The organism is Actinokineospora sp. UV203, from assembly GCF_056323665.1.
The window spans coordinates 4,885,034-4,898,460 of sequence record NZ_CM150484.1 but is presented as its reverse complement, the minus strand read 5'-3'; the positions used below and the strand labels follow the sequence as shown (position 1 = coordinate 4,898,460).

Here is a 13,427-nt window from a genome sequence, read left to right as displayed (position 1 = left end):
TTTGCTGAGTGAGTACGGCTACGCCATCCACTGAGGTGCGCACCGGACACTTGGCCGAGGAGTTCCAGGTCGTCGACACGAGCTGACCGGCAATCGGTCGGCGACTCCGCGTCACGACCGGCTAGGACAGGAGTCTCCACCACATGGCGAGCGGGCGGGTCACCGCGCAGGACGGACCAGGCCGAGGGCGACACCGGCGGGGCGCGAGTGTGACCTCGTGGACGCCGCGGACGCCACCCGTCCACCCAGCCGGTCCCGAGGAGGAGACCGACGTCCTGCCGGTGATCGCCGGACTGTTCCCGGACGCGCCCGCGACCGGCCTGGCCAAGTTCGACCTGGGCAGCATCCCGGCCTCGGTGACACCGCCACGCAGCTGGCGGCACGCGGCGTGGTTCGCCGTCGCCGCCACGCTCCTGGTGATGGTCGGCTTGACCTACGCCGCGGTCACGCTGGTCACCAACCCCCGCAAGCCCGAAATGGTGGACGCGCTGCCGGGTCTGCCCAGCTACCCGGGGCTGCCCCTGGAGCTGCCGGGTGACGCCGTGATGTCGGAGCGCCCGTCCGCGCCCGCCCCGAGCAGCGCGCCGCCCACGACAGCGTCGGCCAAGCCGTCGGACCGCCAGCAGCTCACCGCGCCGCCTCCCGGCCGGAACACGCAGCCCGCACCGGCTCCGACCACGGCGGCCCCGACGACAACGGCCGCTCCCTCCCCGACCCGCACGACGGTGCAGACACCCGTGCTGGTCGGTCCGGTGGCCGACCCGGAGAAGATCGGCGACCGGACGGAGACCTACTTCGCGCAGGTCACGCAGGACCCGGACGCGGCGTACTTGATGACCACCGGCCAGGCCCGCTACGACGGCCAGGAGGAGCTGGAGCGGCGCTACGCCGATGTCGCCCGGATCGAGGTGCAGCGGATGACCATCGACGCCAACCGGTCGAAGACGCTCTCGACGCTGCGGCTGATCCGCAAGGACGGCAGTGTCATCACGGAAGAACGTGAGCTTGTTTTCACCTATAGCAGTGAACCGAAGATCACCAGTGACACTCGCATGGGGTGACCGGTTACTCCTATTGAGTGAATCTCGGCGCCGCCTATCGCCTCGATCGGGTGATCAGCCGAGAAAGAGTGGTGTAGGGCAGCAGCGGCACGGTACGAGTTGCCCCGAACAGCGAAACTCAGGCGGAGGAAGCGTCAGTGGATCGTCCGACGACCGGCAAGCGGCACGTCCGCTCCGGTTCCGTTCACGTCACCGAGTTGATCGGCAAGCGGATCGAGCTGCCCGCCGACATCGATGACCTCGTGCCGCACGAGCCGACCTCGCATCGGCCACCCCAGTCGCGCGCCGCGACGATGGCGAAGATCGCCGTGCTGAGCGTGGCCACGGCGACGCTGTGCGGGGCCGTGGCCGCCGCCACCGTGATCACCCGTGACCGCGAGGCGGCCGACGCGGGCGCCCGGCCCAGCAATCAGATCACCGGCGAGCGAGCCCTCCTGCCCGACGAGCTCAACCGCGCGGTCGCCGGAGCTCGCCTGCCCGACCCGAAGACCGGCAGCGCGTCCGCGACCCTGAACAAAGGTCAGGACACGGGCCCCGCGATTCCGCCCGCGGGCACGGGCGGGACCCAGAGCGGCGCTCACAGTGGCGCTCAGGGCGCGGACCGGGCCGCGACCGGCGACACGCCACAGCAGGTGCCGACACCGGAGCAGGTGCGGCCCAAGACGTCGAACCGCGAACTGGTCATCGAGTACTACCGGCTCATCGAAAGCGACCCGAGCCGGGCCTACTCCCTGCTGTCGGGCGACGTCTTCTCCACGACACTCGGCCAGTTCCTCGGCTCGTGGTCCAGGGTGAGGAAGGTGGAGGTGCTCGAGGTCGTCGAGCAGGCCGACGGCGTCGTCGCGGTCGTCCGGATGCACCTGATCGGCGGCTCCCAGCTGCGGATCAAGCAGCTGCTGACGGTGGCCGACGCCGTGCCGCAGCGGATCATCGGAGCCGAGCTGCTGTCGGCTCAACTCAACTAGTTCGCCACGAACGGCCCAATTCGACGCCCTCCTGTGACAATATGTAGCCGCTGCATCGGGGCTCCGGGGGGACAGGGCTGTGCTTGTGCGCGCAGCGTGAACGCCTAGCCTTGAATGGTCGGGCGCTTGGGACCCCCACCGCGTTGTCCGCGCTGGTTCCCTGGTCAGGCCGATGGCGCGCACCTGCGCGCGCGACGTGAACCCCACGAGGCGCTTCGTGGGCGAGGGAGGTTCCGGTCGGGATGAGCGACGAGGGCCGGCTGGTCGCCGGGCGCTACCGGCTGGTCGAACGCATCGGCAGCGGCGCCATGGGCGTGGTCTGGCGGGCCGTCGACGAACGGCTGAGCCGCTCGGTCGCGGTCAAGAAGCTGCTGCTGCCGCCCGGCCTGCCACCCGAAGAAGCCGATGAGGCCGTCGCGCGCTGTCTGCGTGAGGGACGCATCGCCGCGCGCCTGCACCACCCGAACGCCATCGCGGTGTTCGACGTGGTCGACGAGGACGGCGTGCCCTGTCTGATCATGGAGTACCTGCCGTCGGTCAGCCTGGCCATCGCGCTGTCCGACGACGGGCCGATGGACCCGGTCGAGGTCGCCCGGATCGGCAGCCAGGTCGCGGCCGCGCTCGCCGCCGCGCACGCCGCGGGCATCGTGCACCGCGACATCAAGCCTGGAAACATCCTGCTCGGCGACGACGGCTCGGTGAAGATCACCGACTTCGGCATCTCCCGGGCCACCGACGACGTCACCGTCACCAAGACCGGCCTGATCGCGGGCACGCCCGCGTACCTGGCCCCCGAGGTGGCGATCGGCCGCGAGCCGTCGGCCGCCTCCGATGTCTTCTCCCTCGGCTCGACGCTCTACGCCGCCACCGAGGGCGAGCCCCCGTTCGGGCTCTCCGAGAACACGCTGGGGCTGTTGCACTCCGTCGCGTCCGGCAAGGTGAACGCGCCGAAGCAGTCCGGCGCGCTTACCGGCGTGCTGATGGCGCTGCTGGCCACCGAGGTCGACGACCGGCCCAGCGCGGGTCGCGCGCGGGACCTGCTGGCGACGGTGGCGCGGGGCGCGGAGCCCAACCTGCCCAAGATCGTCGCGGCTGAGCCCGACGTGGCCACCCGGCTGGTGGTCGCCACCGGCCCCACCGGTGTGCGCGAGCGGCCCGAGCCGACCGGCAAGTCGGCCAAGCCGCTGGTGTTCGCCAGCGCCGCGGTCACGGTCGCGCTGGCCCTGGGCGCGTGGATGGTGTTCAACAACCGCGGCGCCGCCGACCAGATCAACGACGGCCCGACCCGGCTCAGCAACGTCCCGACTTCGACGGTCACGGTGACGTCGGTCGCGGAACCGGAGCTGACCTCGGTTAAGCCGCCGGTGAAGGTGAATCCGACGTCGGCTTCCGCACCCGCCAAGAACTCCAGCTCGGTGACGCCGACCACAACGACCACGACTGCGCCGAGCAGCCCGACGCCGACCTCGGATACGGTCAGTCCGTCCTCGACCCCGACGACGCCGCCGACGACGTCCTCGGAACCCGTCGCGGTCCCGACGACCCGCTGATTCAGGAGCCCCGATGACCGACGAGCAGGTCATGGTCGCCGGGCGCTACCGGCTTGGTTCCCGCATCGGCAGCGGGGCCATGGGAGTGGTCTGGCAGGCGCACGACGACCGGCTGCACCGCACCGTCGCGGTGAAGCAGCTGCTCTCCCAGCCCGGCCTGACGGCCGAGCAGGCTGAAGAGGCGCGGCAGCGGGCGATGCGGGAGGGCCGGATCGCGGCCCGGCTCGCCCATCCGAACGCGATCACCGTCTACGACGTCGCCGAACACGACGGCGAGCCGTGGCTGATCATGGAGTACCTGCCGTCGAAGAGCCTGGCGACGGTGCTCAACGAGCGCGAGTACCTCGCGCCGACGGAGGCGGCACGGATCGGTTCGCAGGTCGCCGCGGCCCTCGTGGCCGCGCACGCGGCCGGGATCGTGCACCGCGACGTCAAGCCCGCCAACGTCCTGCTCGGCGAGGACGGCACGGTCAAGATCACCGACTTCGGCATCTCCCGGGCGACCGGCGACATCACCGTCACCGCGACCGGGATGCTCGCGGGCACCCCCGCTTACCTCGCGCCGGAAGTGGCCAAGGGCGAGAACCCGACGTCCGCCGCCGACGTGTTCTCCCTGGGTTCGACGCTGTACACGGCGGTCGAGGGGCACTCGCCGTTCGGGCTGAGCGAGAACACTCTGGCGCTGCTGTACGCCGTCGCGGCGGGCAAGGTGCAGCCGCCGCGGCAGGCCGGTGTGCTTACCGCGCTGCTGATGCAACTGCTGCGCGCCGACCCGAACGAGCGGCCGACTATGACGGTGGCCCGGGACGCGCTGGCGGCGGTCGCCGCGGGCAAGCCGCTGCCGTCGATCGCCTTGGCGAACCAGCGGACGGACCCGTACCCCAAGCCCCAGCAGCAACAGCAGCCCCCGCCGCAGCGCCCGATGGGCCCGCCGCCGACGCCCGCGGGCGGGTTCCCGCCCGGCACCCGGCTCGACGTCCACCCGTTCGCCGAGCCGCACCCGTCGGGACCGATGAACCGGGCCGACCCGCAGCGGATGTCCGCGATGTCGTCGGGTCCGCGCACGCCTCCCGGCGGTTCCGCGCCCCGCCCGCAAAGTCCGCGCACGCCCCCCGGTGGGGCGCGGCCCCGGCGGCCGGAGCCTGCGCGCAAGACCGACGCCCGGTCGATCATCCTGACCGTCCTGGCGATCATCGGCGCAGCGCTGATCGGGATCCTGGTGGCCAGCCTGCTGACCAACAAAAATGCCCCCAAGGCGTCTCCCACGTCGACGCTCGCGCCGGTGACGACGACCAAGGCCACCACCACGAAGCCGACCACCACGACGGCTGAGCCGACCACCACCACGACCACGACGCCTGCCAAGCCGACCGCGGCCCAGTACGAGCAGGCCTTGCGGGCCTACTACGCGCTGCTGCCCGACAACCCGGAGGCGGCGTGGGCGCTGCTCACCGAGCGCGCTCGGTCCGCGTCCAGGGGGTACGAGAGCTTCAAGAAGTTCTACGACGAGGTCGACAAGGTGGAGCTGTTATCGGCGAAGGCCGAGGACAACAAGATCGAGGGCGACATCCGGTTCGGCAAGGACGGCAAGGGGGCGACCGAGCGGTACACGTGGGTCATGACCGAGGTCAACGGCACCATCATGATCGACAACTTCGCCCGCCGCGGCCGCTCCGACGGCTGATCAGCGCGACTCGGCGGCTTCCCGCAGCGCCTCGATCAGGTCGCGCAGGGCAGGCTGGTTCATCGAGGACTCGCGCACGGCGGCGTGGATCGCCCGGACCGGCTCCGGTCGGCGCAGCTTGCGCACCACCACCCCGGGGTGCCTGCTGCCCAGTCCCATCTGCGGGATCACGCTGATGCCCAGACCGGCGGCGACGAAGCCTTGGGCGGTCGCGTAGTCCTCGCTCTCGACCACGAGGTTCGGGCTGAACCCCGCCGCGGCGCAGGCGTCGATCATCACCTGCAGGCACGGGCCCGCGGGCCACTCGTTGCCGATCCACGGTTCGTCGGCGAGGTCGACGAGGTCCAGGACGCGTTTGCTCGCGAGCCGGTGCCCACGTGGGAGGACGGCCCGGTATGGGTCGTCGAGCAGGTGGATGAGCCGAACGCCGCCGCGCAGCGGGCCTTGGCGCGGATGCACGACGATCGCCAGGTCCGCGCGTCCGGTCTCGACCTCGGGCAGCGGGCTCTCCGGGTCGATCAGCTTGAGGTCGACCTGCACGCCGGGATGGTCTCGGCGCAGCTTGGCCAGGGCGGGCGGCACGAGCGCGGCACCCGCGGTGGCGAAGTAGCGGATCGCCAGCCGCCCGGTGCGGCCGTCGCGCAGGTCGGCCAGGGCCGTCTCGGCTTCGGCCAGGTTCTGGCTGATGGTCGCCGCGTGCTCGGTGAGCAGCCTGCCCGCGGCGGTGGGCTGCACGCCGCGGCCGACCCGTTCGAGCAGGGCCAGCCCGGCCTGCTTCTCCAGCGCGGCGATCTGCTGGCTGATCGCCGAGGGTGTGTAGCCGAGGTTCGTGGCGGCCGCGGTGACCGAGCCGCTGGTGACCACCGCGCGCAGGACCTGCATCCGTCGGACATCAAGCATGTAGCTCAGCTTAACGGTCGATGCATAACATTTCACTTGTTCTGCCAAGTTGTCTCAGGCAACGTAATCGCTGTCGAGCAAGGGGAAGGAAGCCAAGTGATCAGCGGTGGCCGGGCGACGTTGGTGCGGATGGGCCTGTTGGCCCTGCTCTGGGGATCGAGCTTCCTGTGGATCAAGCTCGCGCTGACCGGCCTGTCACCCATGCAGATCGCGGTGACGCGGTGCGCCTTGGGCGCCATCGTGGTGCTGGTCCTCTGCTACTCGCAGCGGCACCGGCTGCCCACCGACCGCACGGTGTGGGCGCACCTGGTGTTCGCGGCGTTCTTCGGCAACGCGCTGCCGTTCGTGCTGTTCGCGGTGGGTGAGCGGACCGTCGACACCGGTATCGCGGGGGTGCTGAACGCGACGACCCCGCTGTGGGCGCTGCTGATCGGCATCGTCATCGGCTCCGAACGCGGCAACCTGGGCCCGGTGCGCCTCGGCGGCCTGCTGCTCGGCTTCCTCGGGACGCTGCTGATCTTCGCGCCGTGGGAGAAGGCGGGCGTGGCGAGCTGGGACGCCCTGGCGATCCTGGGCGCCGCCCTGAGCTATGCGGTCAGCTACGCCTACATCGGCCGCAAGATCTCCGGGCGGGGCACGGCTCCGATCGCGCTGTCGGCGGCTCAACTGCTCACCGCGACCGGTCTGACCGCCGTCGCCGTGCCGGTCGGCGGACTGCAGCCGGTCCACCTCAACACCACGGCCTTGATCGCGGTGGCCATTCTCGGGGTCTTCGGCACCGGCTTCGCGTTCGCGCTCAACTACCGGCTGATCGCCGACGAGGGCGCGACCAACGCCACCACGGTCGGCTATCTGCTGCCGGTCGTCTCGGTGCTGCTGGGCGCGGTCGCGCTCGGCGAGGAAATCACGCTGCGGGTGATCGCGGGGATGGTCGTGGTGCTGATCGGCGTCGGGATGACCCGCTGGCAGAAGAAGCCGGTGCTGGTGGCGGTCGAACCTGTGCCCGCGCTCGCGGCCAAGATCTAGTCCCACTCCCAGCGGATGCCGAAGCGGCCCGGGCCGAAGTCGTTGGCCAGGGCATGCACGGAACCCTCGGCATCCAGGGTCAGCACCCGAGGCCGTTCGTGGCCGTCGATCACCGTGTAGTGCACGCACTTGCTGGGCAGCGCCGACGGATCGAAGCGGATCTCCAACAGCAGTTCCTTCACCGGCAGCCTGCACCGGCGCTCGTACATGACCGACTGCGGCTGCGGCGGCGGATTGTCGAGCGCGTGTTCGGTGAGGATCGTCTCCCCGCGCGCGAGCGGTTTGGGGAAGACCAGTTCGGTGACGCTCAGGCCTGCTTCAAGATCGACGCTGACCGTGCCGATCCGGCAGTTCCACACCGCGCGCGTCACCGGCAGCGGGGTGCCAGGCTCGTCGACCTCGAAGATCCCCACCCACCGGTCGACGCCGTCCTCCTCGGCGCGCAGCACCTGGCGGATCGACTGGGAGCGTTCGGCGCGGTCCGGGCCGATCACGATGCGGTCGTGCAGGCTGATCCGGCTCAGCCGGGTGTCCCAGCTCGTGTCGACATCGGTGAGCACGTTGTTCAGCGGCTCGGGCCACAGATCGCCGAAGCCGATCGCCTCGCGGGTGACCCCGCGGCCGCGAGGCCGGGGCGCCCCCAACAGGCCGATAAGCGCGCCGGCGTCCAGCTCCAAGACCTGCTCAAGGTGCCCGACAGCGGCGAGGGACGACTGGCGTTCGGGCTGGCTGCGGCCGGACTGCCAGTAGCTCAGGGTGGCGACGCTGACCGGCGTGCCCCGCTCACGCAGCCGGTCGCGGATCCGCTCCATGCTGATTCCGCGTGCCCGGATCGCCGCACGGAGGGCGGTGGCGAAGGCGGAGTCACTCACGGGCACACGTTAACCGTCGCGTCCATGCCGGGAAAGCGGTCAGACGAGCCTGCGGTCGGACGCCCAGCGGGACAGCTCGTAGCGGTTCGACAGCTGGGTCTTGCGCAGGACGCTGGACACGTGGGTCTCCACCGTCTTCACCGAGATGAACAGCTCCGCGGCGATCTCCTTGTAGGCGTAGCCGCGGGCCAGAAGGCGCAGCACGTCGCGTTCGCGTGGGGTCAGCAGGTCGAGTTCCGGGTCGCTGATCGGCGCCGCGCCCGGGCGGTCGGCGAAGGCGTCGAGGACGAAACCGGCCAGTCGCGGGGAGAACACGGCGTCTCCGTCGGCGACGCGCACGACCGCCTTGGCGAGTTCCTGGCTGGAGATCGTCTTGGTGACGTAGCCGCGGGCGCCCGCGCGGATCACCGCGATGACGTCCTCGGCCGCGTCGGACACCGACAGCGCGAGGAACACCACGTCGGGGGTGGCCTTGCGGGACTGGCGCAGCACCTCGGCGCCGCCGCCGTCGGGCATGTGCACGTCGAGCAGAACCACGTCGGGCTTGAGGTGGCCGATCCCGGCGACGGCCTCGCCGACCGTGCCCGCCTCGCCGACCACCTCGATGTCGTCGGTGATCGTGTCGAGTTCGGCGCGCACACCGGCGCGGAACATGCTGTGGTCGTCCACCAGGAACACGCGCACGGGCTGGCGGGACTGGGTCTCTTCGGTCATGTGGTCACCTTCGCGCGCGGCATGTTGAGCTGGACCTCGGTGCCGTCCCCGGGCGCGGTTCGCAGCCGGATCTCACCACCGTTGCGCTCCATCCTGCCCCTGATCGAGTCGGCGAGCCCATGCCGGTCGTCCGGAACGGTGCCCGGGTCGAATCCGTTGCCCCGGTCGCGGACGAACACGGTGACCGTCTCGGGTTCGACCTCGGCGTAGACCGACACCTCGGCCACCCCGGCGTGCTTGGCCGCGTTGACCATCGCCTCCCGGGCCGCCATGACCACGGCCACCAGGCGCTCGTCGAGTTCGCAGTCGCCGACGACGACGTGGCTGACCTTGATCGCGAAGGTGTCCTCGACCTCGCCCGCCGCGCGCGCGACGGCGTCGGAGAGCGTGCCGTGGGCCAGGCCGTCGACCGCGCGGCCGTACCCGGACGGGCCGTAGAGCCAGCTGCGCAGTTGCCGCTCCTGGCCGCGGGCCAGCCGCAGGACCTCGCGCGGGGCCTCCGCCTGCTTCTGGATCAGGGCGAGGGTCTGCAGCACGGAGTCGTGCAGGTGCGCGGCGATCTCGGCGCGCTCCTCGGTGCGGATGCGGGCCCGCCGCTCCTCGCCGAGGTCGCGGACCAGCTTGAGCCACCACGGGACGGTCAGCACACCGACGCCGATCAGGGCGGCGAGCACCGCGAGCAGGGTGAACTGCACCTGGTTGAGGCCGATGCTGCTGATCAGGAACAAGACGATGCCGGTGATCACCAGGGTCGCGCCGGTCAGCACCCGGAACAGTGCGGGCCTGCCACCAGCGCCGAGCAGCGCGCCCTTGGCCCGGCGGCGCTGCGACTGGTCGGCTTCCCGCCAGACGACGGCGGCGCCGACGAGGGCGACCCCGAGGCCGCCCGCGACCCAGCCGCTGACGACACCGGACAGCGTGCCCGCGCCGACAGTGAGGCCCGCGCCGAGCGCGATCAGGCCGTAGGCCTGCTGGCGTTCCCTGGTCGAGATGGACCGCGCGTCGTCAGGCTGCTGCGGCGCGAAGATCCACAGCAGGCCGTACGCGAGCACGCCCGCGCCGCCGAGCGAGGCAAGCAGGGCGAAGGCGATTCGCACCCACAGCACGTCGACGCCGAGGTGGTCGGCGACGCCGCCCGCCACGCCCGCGACCGCGCGACCGGACCGGCGGCGATGCAGCCGGACCGGGTCCGGCACCGCCACCGTGTTCGACTGAGCCCGCTGCTGGTCCGCGTCGACCTCCTCGAGGATCTGTGCTTCCACACCAAGAATGCTCACACGCGCAAGCCAGGGCCACATCGGGGATCCACCCTGAAGCCGATGTCAGGGTCGTTCCCGGATGTGCGGGCCCCCGCCCGGCGGCCATGCTTTCCCTCGTGAGTGGCGAATCAACTAAAGCGCACAGCGCACCCAGCGTGGAGGACACGCTCAAAGACTTCTGGGCGACCCGCCCGAGACGGCCCCGCCAGGGCCGCAAGGTCGCGGGCGTCGCCGCGGGCATAGGCGCCCGATACGGCATCGATCCGGTCATCGTCCGCGTGGCCTTCGTGGTCGCGACCTTCTATGGCGGCGCCGGCGTGCTCGCCTACCTGCTCGGCTGGCTGTTCCTGGCCGAGGAGGACGACGAGGCCTCCCCAATGGAGGCGCTCGCGGGGCACGGCCGCAGCTCCAGTTCGACGGCGTTCACCGTGGCGCTCTGCGTGGCGATGTTCCCGGCGTTCTGGTGGTTCTTCGACCGCGACTTCGGCGGGTTCATCGCCGTCGCGCTCATCGGCGGCTCGCTGTTCCTGCTGCACCGGCACCGGTCGCACCTGGGCGTCACCCAGCCCGCGACCGCCGCGCAGACCTCGGAGATGGAGACGGGACCGACCGTGGTCTGGGACCCGATTGACCCCGGCTACGAAGCGCAGCGGCCGCCGGCCTGGGACCCGCTGGGTGCCGCGCCGTTCGCCTGGGACCTGCCGGAGCCGAGCCCGCGCGAGCCCGACCCGGAGCCGCCGACGCCGCGCAGGCGGTCCAAGGTCGGCTTGGTGACCATGGCGTTCGTGTTCCTCGCGGTCGGCGTCGGCGTGCTGGTCGGACCGAACACCGGTGGCTGGCTGACGCTCCAACACGGGATCGGCGTGGTGCTCGGGATCATCGGCCTCGGCTTGGTGGCGGGCGCCTTCAGCGGCGGCGGACGGGGTCTGATCGGGCTGGCGATCCCGCTGGCCGCGGTGGGCATCGCGATGACCGTGGTGTGGCCCACCGGGATCACGGCGGACGGGGTCGGCGAGGTGGACGAGAAGCCGCTGACCGTCGAGCAGGTGCAGAACAGCTACCAGCGCAACCTGGGCTCGGTGACCCTGGACCTGACGGCGCTGCCGACCACGGGGGATGTCTCGACGAAGGTGAAGGTCGACGTCGGGGACATCACGGTGATCGTGCCGGAGACAGCGGACGTCACGCTGCGGTGCTCCGCCGGGGCGGGCTCGGTGACCTGCCTGGGCTCCGAGGAGAACGGGCCGGACCCGAAGGTCTCGAAGATTGATTTGGGATCCGACGGCACGGGCGGCTTGGTCATAGACCTCGACGCCAAGGTGAGCGCGGCGGGAAGCGTGGAGGTGCGTCGTGGCTGAGCAGACGAGCAAGAAGCGGTTCGACCCGCTCGCGCTGATCGCCGGGATCGCGACGCTGCTGGTGTCGGCGTTCGTACTGACCGACGGCGCGATCTGGAACGCGCTGCCCGACGCGCGGTGGCTCATCGCAGGCGTCGCGGTCTTCGGCGGGCTGATGCTGCTGCTCGGATCCACCATGCGGGGCAAGAACAAGTAAGCGGACAGCCACTCACCACGCGAACGGCCCGGTCATGACGACCGGGCCGTTCGGCGTTCAGGTCTTGTCTGGCCTTACTCCCACTCGATGGTGCCCGGCGGCTTGCTCGTCACGTCGAGCACGACCCGGTTGACCTCGGCGACCTCGTTGGTGATGCGGGTCGACACGCGTTCCAGGACGTCGTAGGGCAGGCGCGTCCAGTCGGCGGTCATCGCGTCCTCGCTCGACACCGGGCGCAGCACGACCGGGTGGCCGTAGGTGCGGCCGTCGCCCTGGACGCCGACGCTGCGAACGTCGGCGAGCAGCACGACCGGGCACTGCCAGATGTCGCGGTCGAGACCGGCGGCGGTGAGTTCCTCGCGGGCGATCGCGTCGGCCGACCGCAGGATTTCCAGGTTCGTCGCGGTGACCTCGCCGATGATCCGGATGCCCAGACCCGGCCCGGGGAACGGCTGGCGGTGCACGATCGTCTCCGGCAGGCCCAGCTCCAGACCGACCCGGCGGACCTCGTCCTTGAACAGTGCGCGCAGCGGCTCGACCAGCTCGAAGTCGAGGTCGTCGGGCAGGCCGCCCACGTTGTGGTGGCTCTTGATGTTGGCCGCGCCCGCGCCGCCGCCGGACTCGACGACGTCGGGGTAGAGGGTGCCCTGGACCAGGAAGCGGTACTTGTCGCCGCCCGCCTCGGCCTGCAGGTCCAGCTCGGCCTGCTCGAAGACCCGGATGAACTCGCGGCCGATGATCTTGCGCTTCTCCTCGGGGTCGGTGACCCCGGCCAGCGCGTCGAGGAAGCGCTCGCGGGCGTCGACCGTGACCAGCCGGACGCCGGTCGCGGTGACGTAGTCGCGCTCGACCTGGGCGCGCTCTCCCGCGCGAAGCAGGCCGTGGTCGACGAAGACGCAGGTCAGGCGGTCACCGATGGCGCGGTGAACCAGGGCCGCGGCGACCGCGGAGTCCACGCCACCGGACAGGCCGCAGATCGCCTTGCCGTCGCCGACCTGCCCGCGGATGCGCGCGACCTGCTCCTCGACGATCGACGACGTCGTCCACTGTGGACGGACACCGGCGATGTCGTGCAGGAAGCGGCGCAGGACCTCCTGGCCGTGCGGGGAGTGCGCGACCTCGGGGTGGTACTGCACGCCGGCGAAGCGGCGCTCGACGTTCTCGAACGCGGCCACGGGTGCGCCCTCGGAGGACGCGGTGACGGTGAAGCCCTCGGGCGCCTTGGTCACGCAGTCGCCGTGGCTCATCCAGACCGGGTGCCGCGCGGGCAGGTCGTCATGCAGCTCGCCGCCGGTGGCGTGCAGGTCGGTGCGGCCGAACTCGCGGGTGCCGGTGTGCTCGACGGTGCCGCCGAGTGCGCCCGCCATGGCCTGGAAGCCGTAGCAGATGCCGAAGACGGGGACGCCCGCCTCGAACAGGGCGGGGTCGACCTTCGGTGCGCCCTCGGCGTAGACGCTCGACGGGCCGCCGGACAGGACGATGGCGGCGGGGTTCTTGGCGAGCATCTCGTCGACGGTCGCGGTGTGCGGGACGACCTCGGAGTACACCTGGGCCTCGCGGACCCGGCGGGCGATCAGCTGCGCGTACTGCGCGCCGAAGTCGACCACCAGAACGGGTCGGGTGTCAGTCATTGGCTACCTTCCGTCAGTTGCCGGAAGCCGGGAAGGGGTGGGAGAACCTTCTCGGCACACAGCAAGCAGCACTGTGTGCCGACCGGTCCCTCCCTGGGTTTCTCTCCCGGAGATGCCTGCCTGCGCACCGTGCCGCACAGGTTTTCCGTGGCGCTCGAACCAGACCCGCCCCTGGTGGGAGCGGCGGAACCCTAGCCACCATCGTCGGTCA

At 71.1% G+C, this 13,427-nt stretch carries 12 protein-coding genes; 7 read left to right on the top strand and 5 right to left on the bottom strand.

All coding sequences use genetic code 11. From position 1 onward, the window contains the following. The first annotated feature begins 209 nt into the window (after nucleotides 1-209). The 4 genes from ACUZ2Y_RS23575 (at nucleotide 210) to ACUZ2Y_RS23560 (ending at nucleotide 5,260) form a co-directional block, all read left to right on the top strand. Nucleotides 210-1,061 carry a hypothetical protein gene (locus ACUZ2Y_RS23575; protein ID WP_476322406.1) on the top strand — a complete coding sequence of 284 codons (852 nt, stop codon included), beginning with the start codon at nucleotides 210-212 and terminating at the stop codon, nucleotides 1,059-1,061. A gap of 137 nt (nucleotides 1,062-1,198) precedes the next feature. Further along, nucleotides 1,199-2,026, top strand: coding sequence for a hypothetical protein (locus ACUZ2Y_RS23570; RefSeq protein ID WP_476322403.1), 828 nt, complete (start codon nucleotides 1,199-1,201; stop codon nucleotides 2,024-2,026). A gap of 242 nt (nucleotides 2,027-2,268) precedes the next feature. Then, complete coding sequence (locus tag ACUZ2Y_RS23565; protein ID WP_476322400.1) at nucleotides 2,269-3,576, top strand: serine/threonine-protein kinase; 1,308 nt, start codon at nucleotides 2,269-2,271, stop codon at nucleotides 3,574-3,576. 13 nt (nucleotides 3,577-3,589) lie between these two features. Beyond that, the gene (locus ACUZ2Y_RS23560; protein ID WP_476322397.1) at nucleotides 3,590-5,260 is read left to right on the top strand and encodes a serine/threonine-protein kinase; all 1,671 of its coding nucleotides are present in this window, start codon (nucleotides 3,590-3,592) and stop codon (nucleotides 5,258-5,260) included. On the opposite strand, the gene ACUZ2Y_RS23555 is transcribed toward ACUZ2Y_RS23560, so the two are convergent. Next, a complete protein-coding gene (locus ACUZ2Y_RS23555; RefSeq protein ID WP_476322394.1) occupies nucleotides 5,261-6,160 on the bottom strand; it encodes a LysR family transcriptional regulator in 900 nt (299 codons plus the stop codon). 129 nt (nucleotides 6,161-6,289) lie between these two features. On the opposite strand from ACUZ2Y_RS23555, the gene ACUZ2Y_RS23550 reads away from it, so the two are divergent. Then, nucleotides 6,290-7,186: a DMT family transporter gene (locus tag ACUZ2Y_RS23550; protein ID WP_476332032.1), complete on the top strand. Its 897-nt coding sequence runs from the start codon at nucleotides 6,290-6,292 to the stop codon at nucleotides 7,184-7,186. Here the strand turns inward: ACUZ2Y_RS23550 and ACUZ2Y_RS23545 are convergent. The 3 genes from ACUZ2Y_RS23545 to ACUZ2Y_RS23535 are packed head-to-tail and all read right to left on the bottom strand — an operon-like array spanning nucleotide 7,183 to nucleotide 10,049. Next, nucleotides 7,183-8,058 carry an XRE family transcriptional regulator gene (locus ACUZ2Y_RS23545; protein WP_476322392.1) on the bottom strand — a complete coding sequence of 292 codons (876 nt, stop codon included), beginning with the start codon at nucleotides 8,056-8,058 and terminating at the stop codon, nucleotides 7,183-7,185. The two genes, ACUZ2Y_RS23550 and ACUZ2Y_RS23545, sit on opposite strands and share 4 nt — an antisense overlap. Nucleotides 8,059-8,097: 39 nt before the next feature. Continuing rightward, nucleotides 8,098-8,772 (bottom strand): response regulator, encoded by a 675-nt coding sequence (locus ACUZ2Y_RS23540; protein ID WP_091384129.1) that lies wholly within the window; start codon nucleotides 8,770-8,772, stop codon nucleotides 8,098-8,100. Beyond that, nucleotides 8,769-10,049: a PspC domain-containing protein gene (locus ACUZ2Y_RS23535; protein ID WP_476322389.1), complete on the bottom strand. Its 1,281-nt coding sequence runs from the start codon at nucleotides 10,047-10,049 to the stop codon at nucleotides 8,769-8,771. The genes ACUZ2Y_RS23540 and ACUZ2Y_RS23535 overlap by 4 nt, the downstream gene beginning before the upstream one ends. Nucleotides 10,050-10,147: 98 nt before the next feature. Between ACUZ2Y_RS23535 and ACUZ2Y_RS23530 the strand changes: the two genes are divergently transcribed. Then, on the top strand, nucleotides 10,148-11,389 hold the full coding sequence (locus ACUZ2Y_RS23530) for a PspC domain-containing protein (RefSeq protein WP_476322386.1): 1,242 nt from the start codon (nucleotides 10,148-10,150) through the stop codon (nucleotides 11,387-11,389). Then, on the top strand, nucleotides 11,382-11,585 hold the full coding sequence (locus tag ACUZ2Y_RS23525) for a hypothetical protein (RefSeq protein ID WP_476322383.1): 204 nt from the start codon (nucleotides 11,382-11,384) through the stop codon (nucleotides 11,583-11,585). The genes ACUZ2Y_RS23530 and ACUZ2Y_RS23525 overlap by 8 nt, the downstream gene beginning before the upstream one ends. A 74-nt stretch (nucleotides 11,586-11,659) precedes the next feature. On the opposite strand, the gene guaA is transcribed toward ACUZ2Y_RS23525, so the two are convergent. Beyond that, nucleotides 11,660-13,216 carry a glutamine-hydrolyzing GMP synthase gene (gene guaA / locus ACUZ2Y_RS23520; RefSeq protein ID WP_476322380.1) on the bottom strand — a complete coding sequence of 519 codons (1,557 nt, stop codon included), beginning with the start codon at nucleotides 13,214-13,216 and terminating at the stop codon, nucleotides 11,660-11,662. Nucleotides 13,217-13,427: the final 211 nt, after the last annotated feature.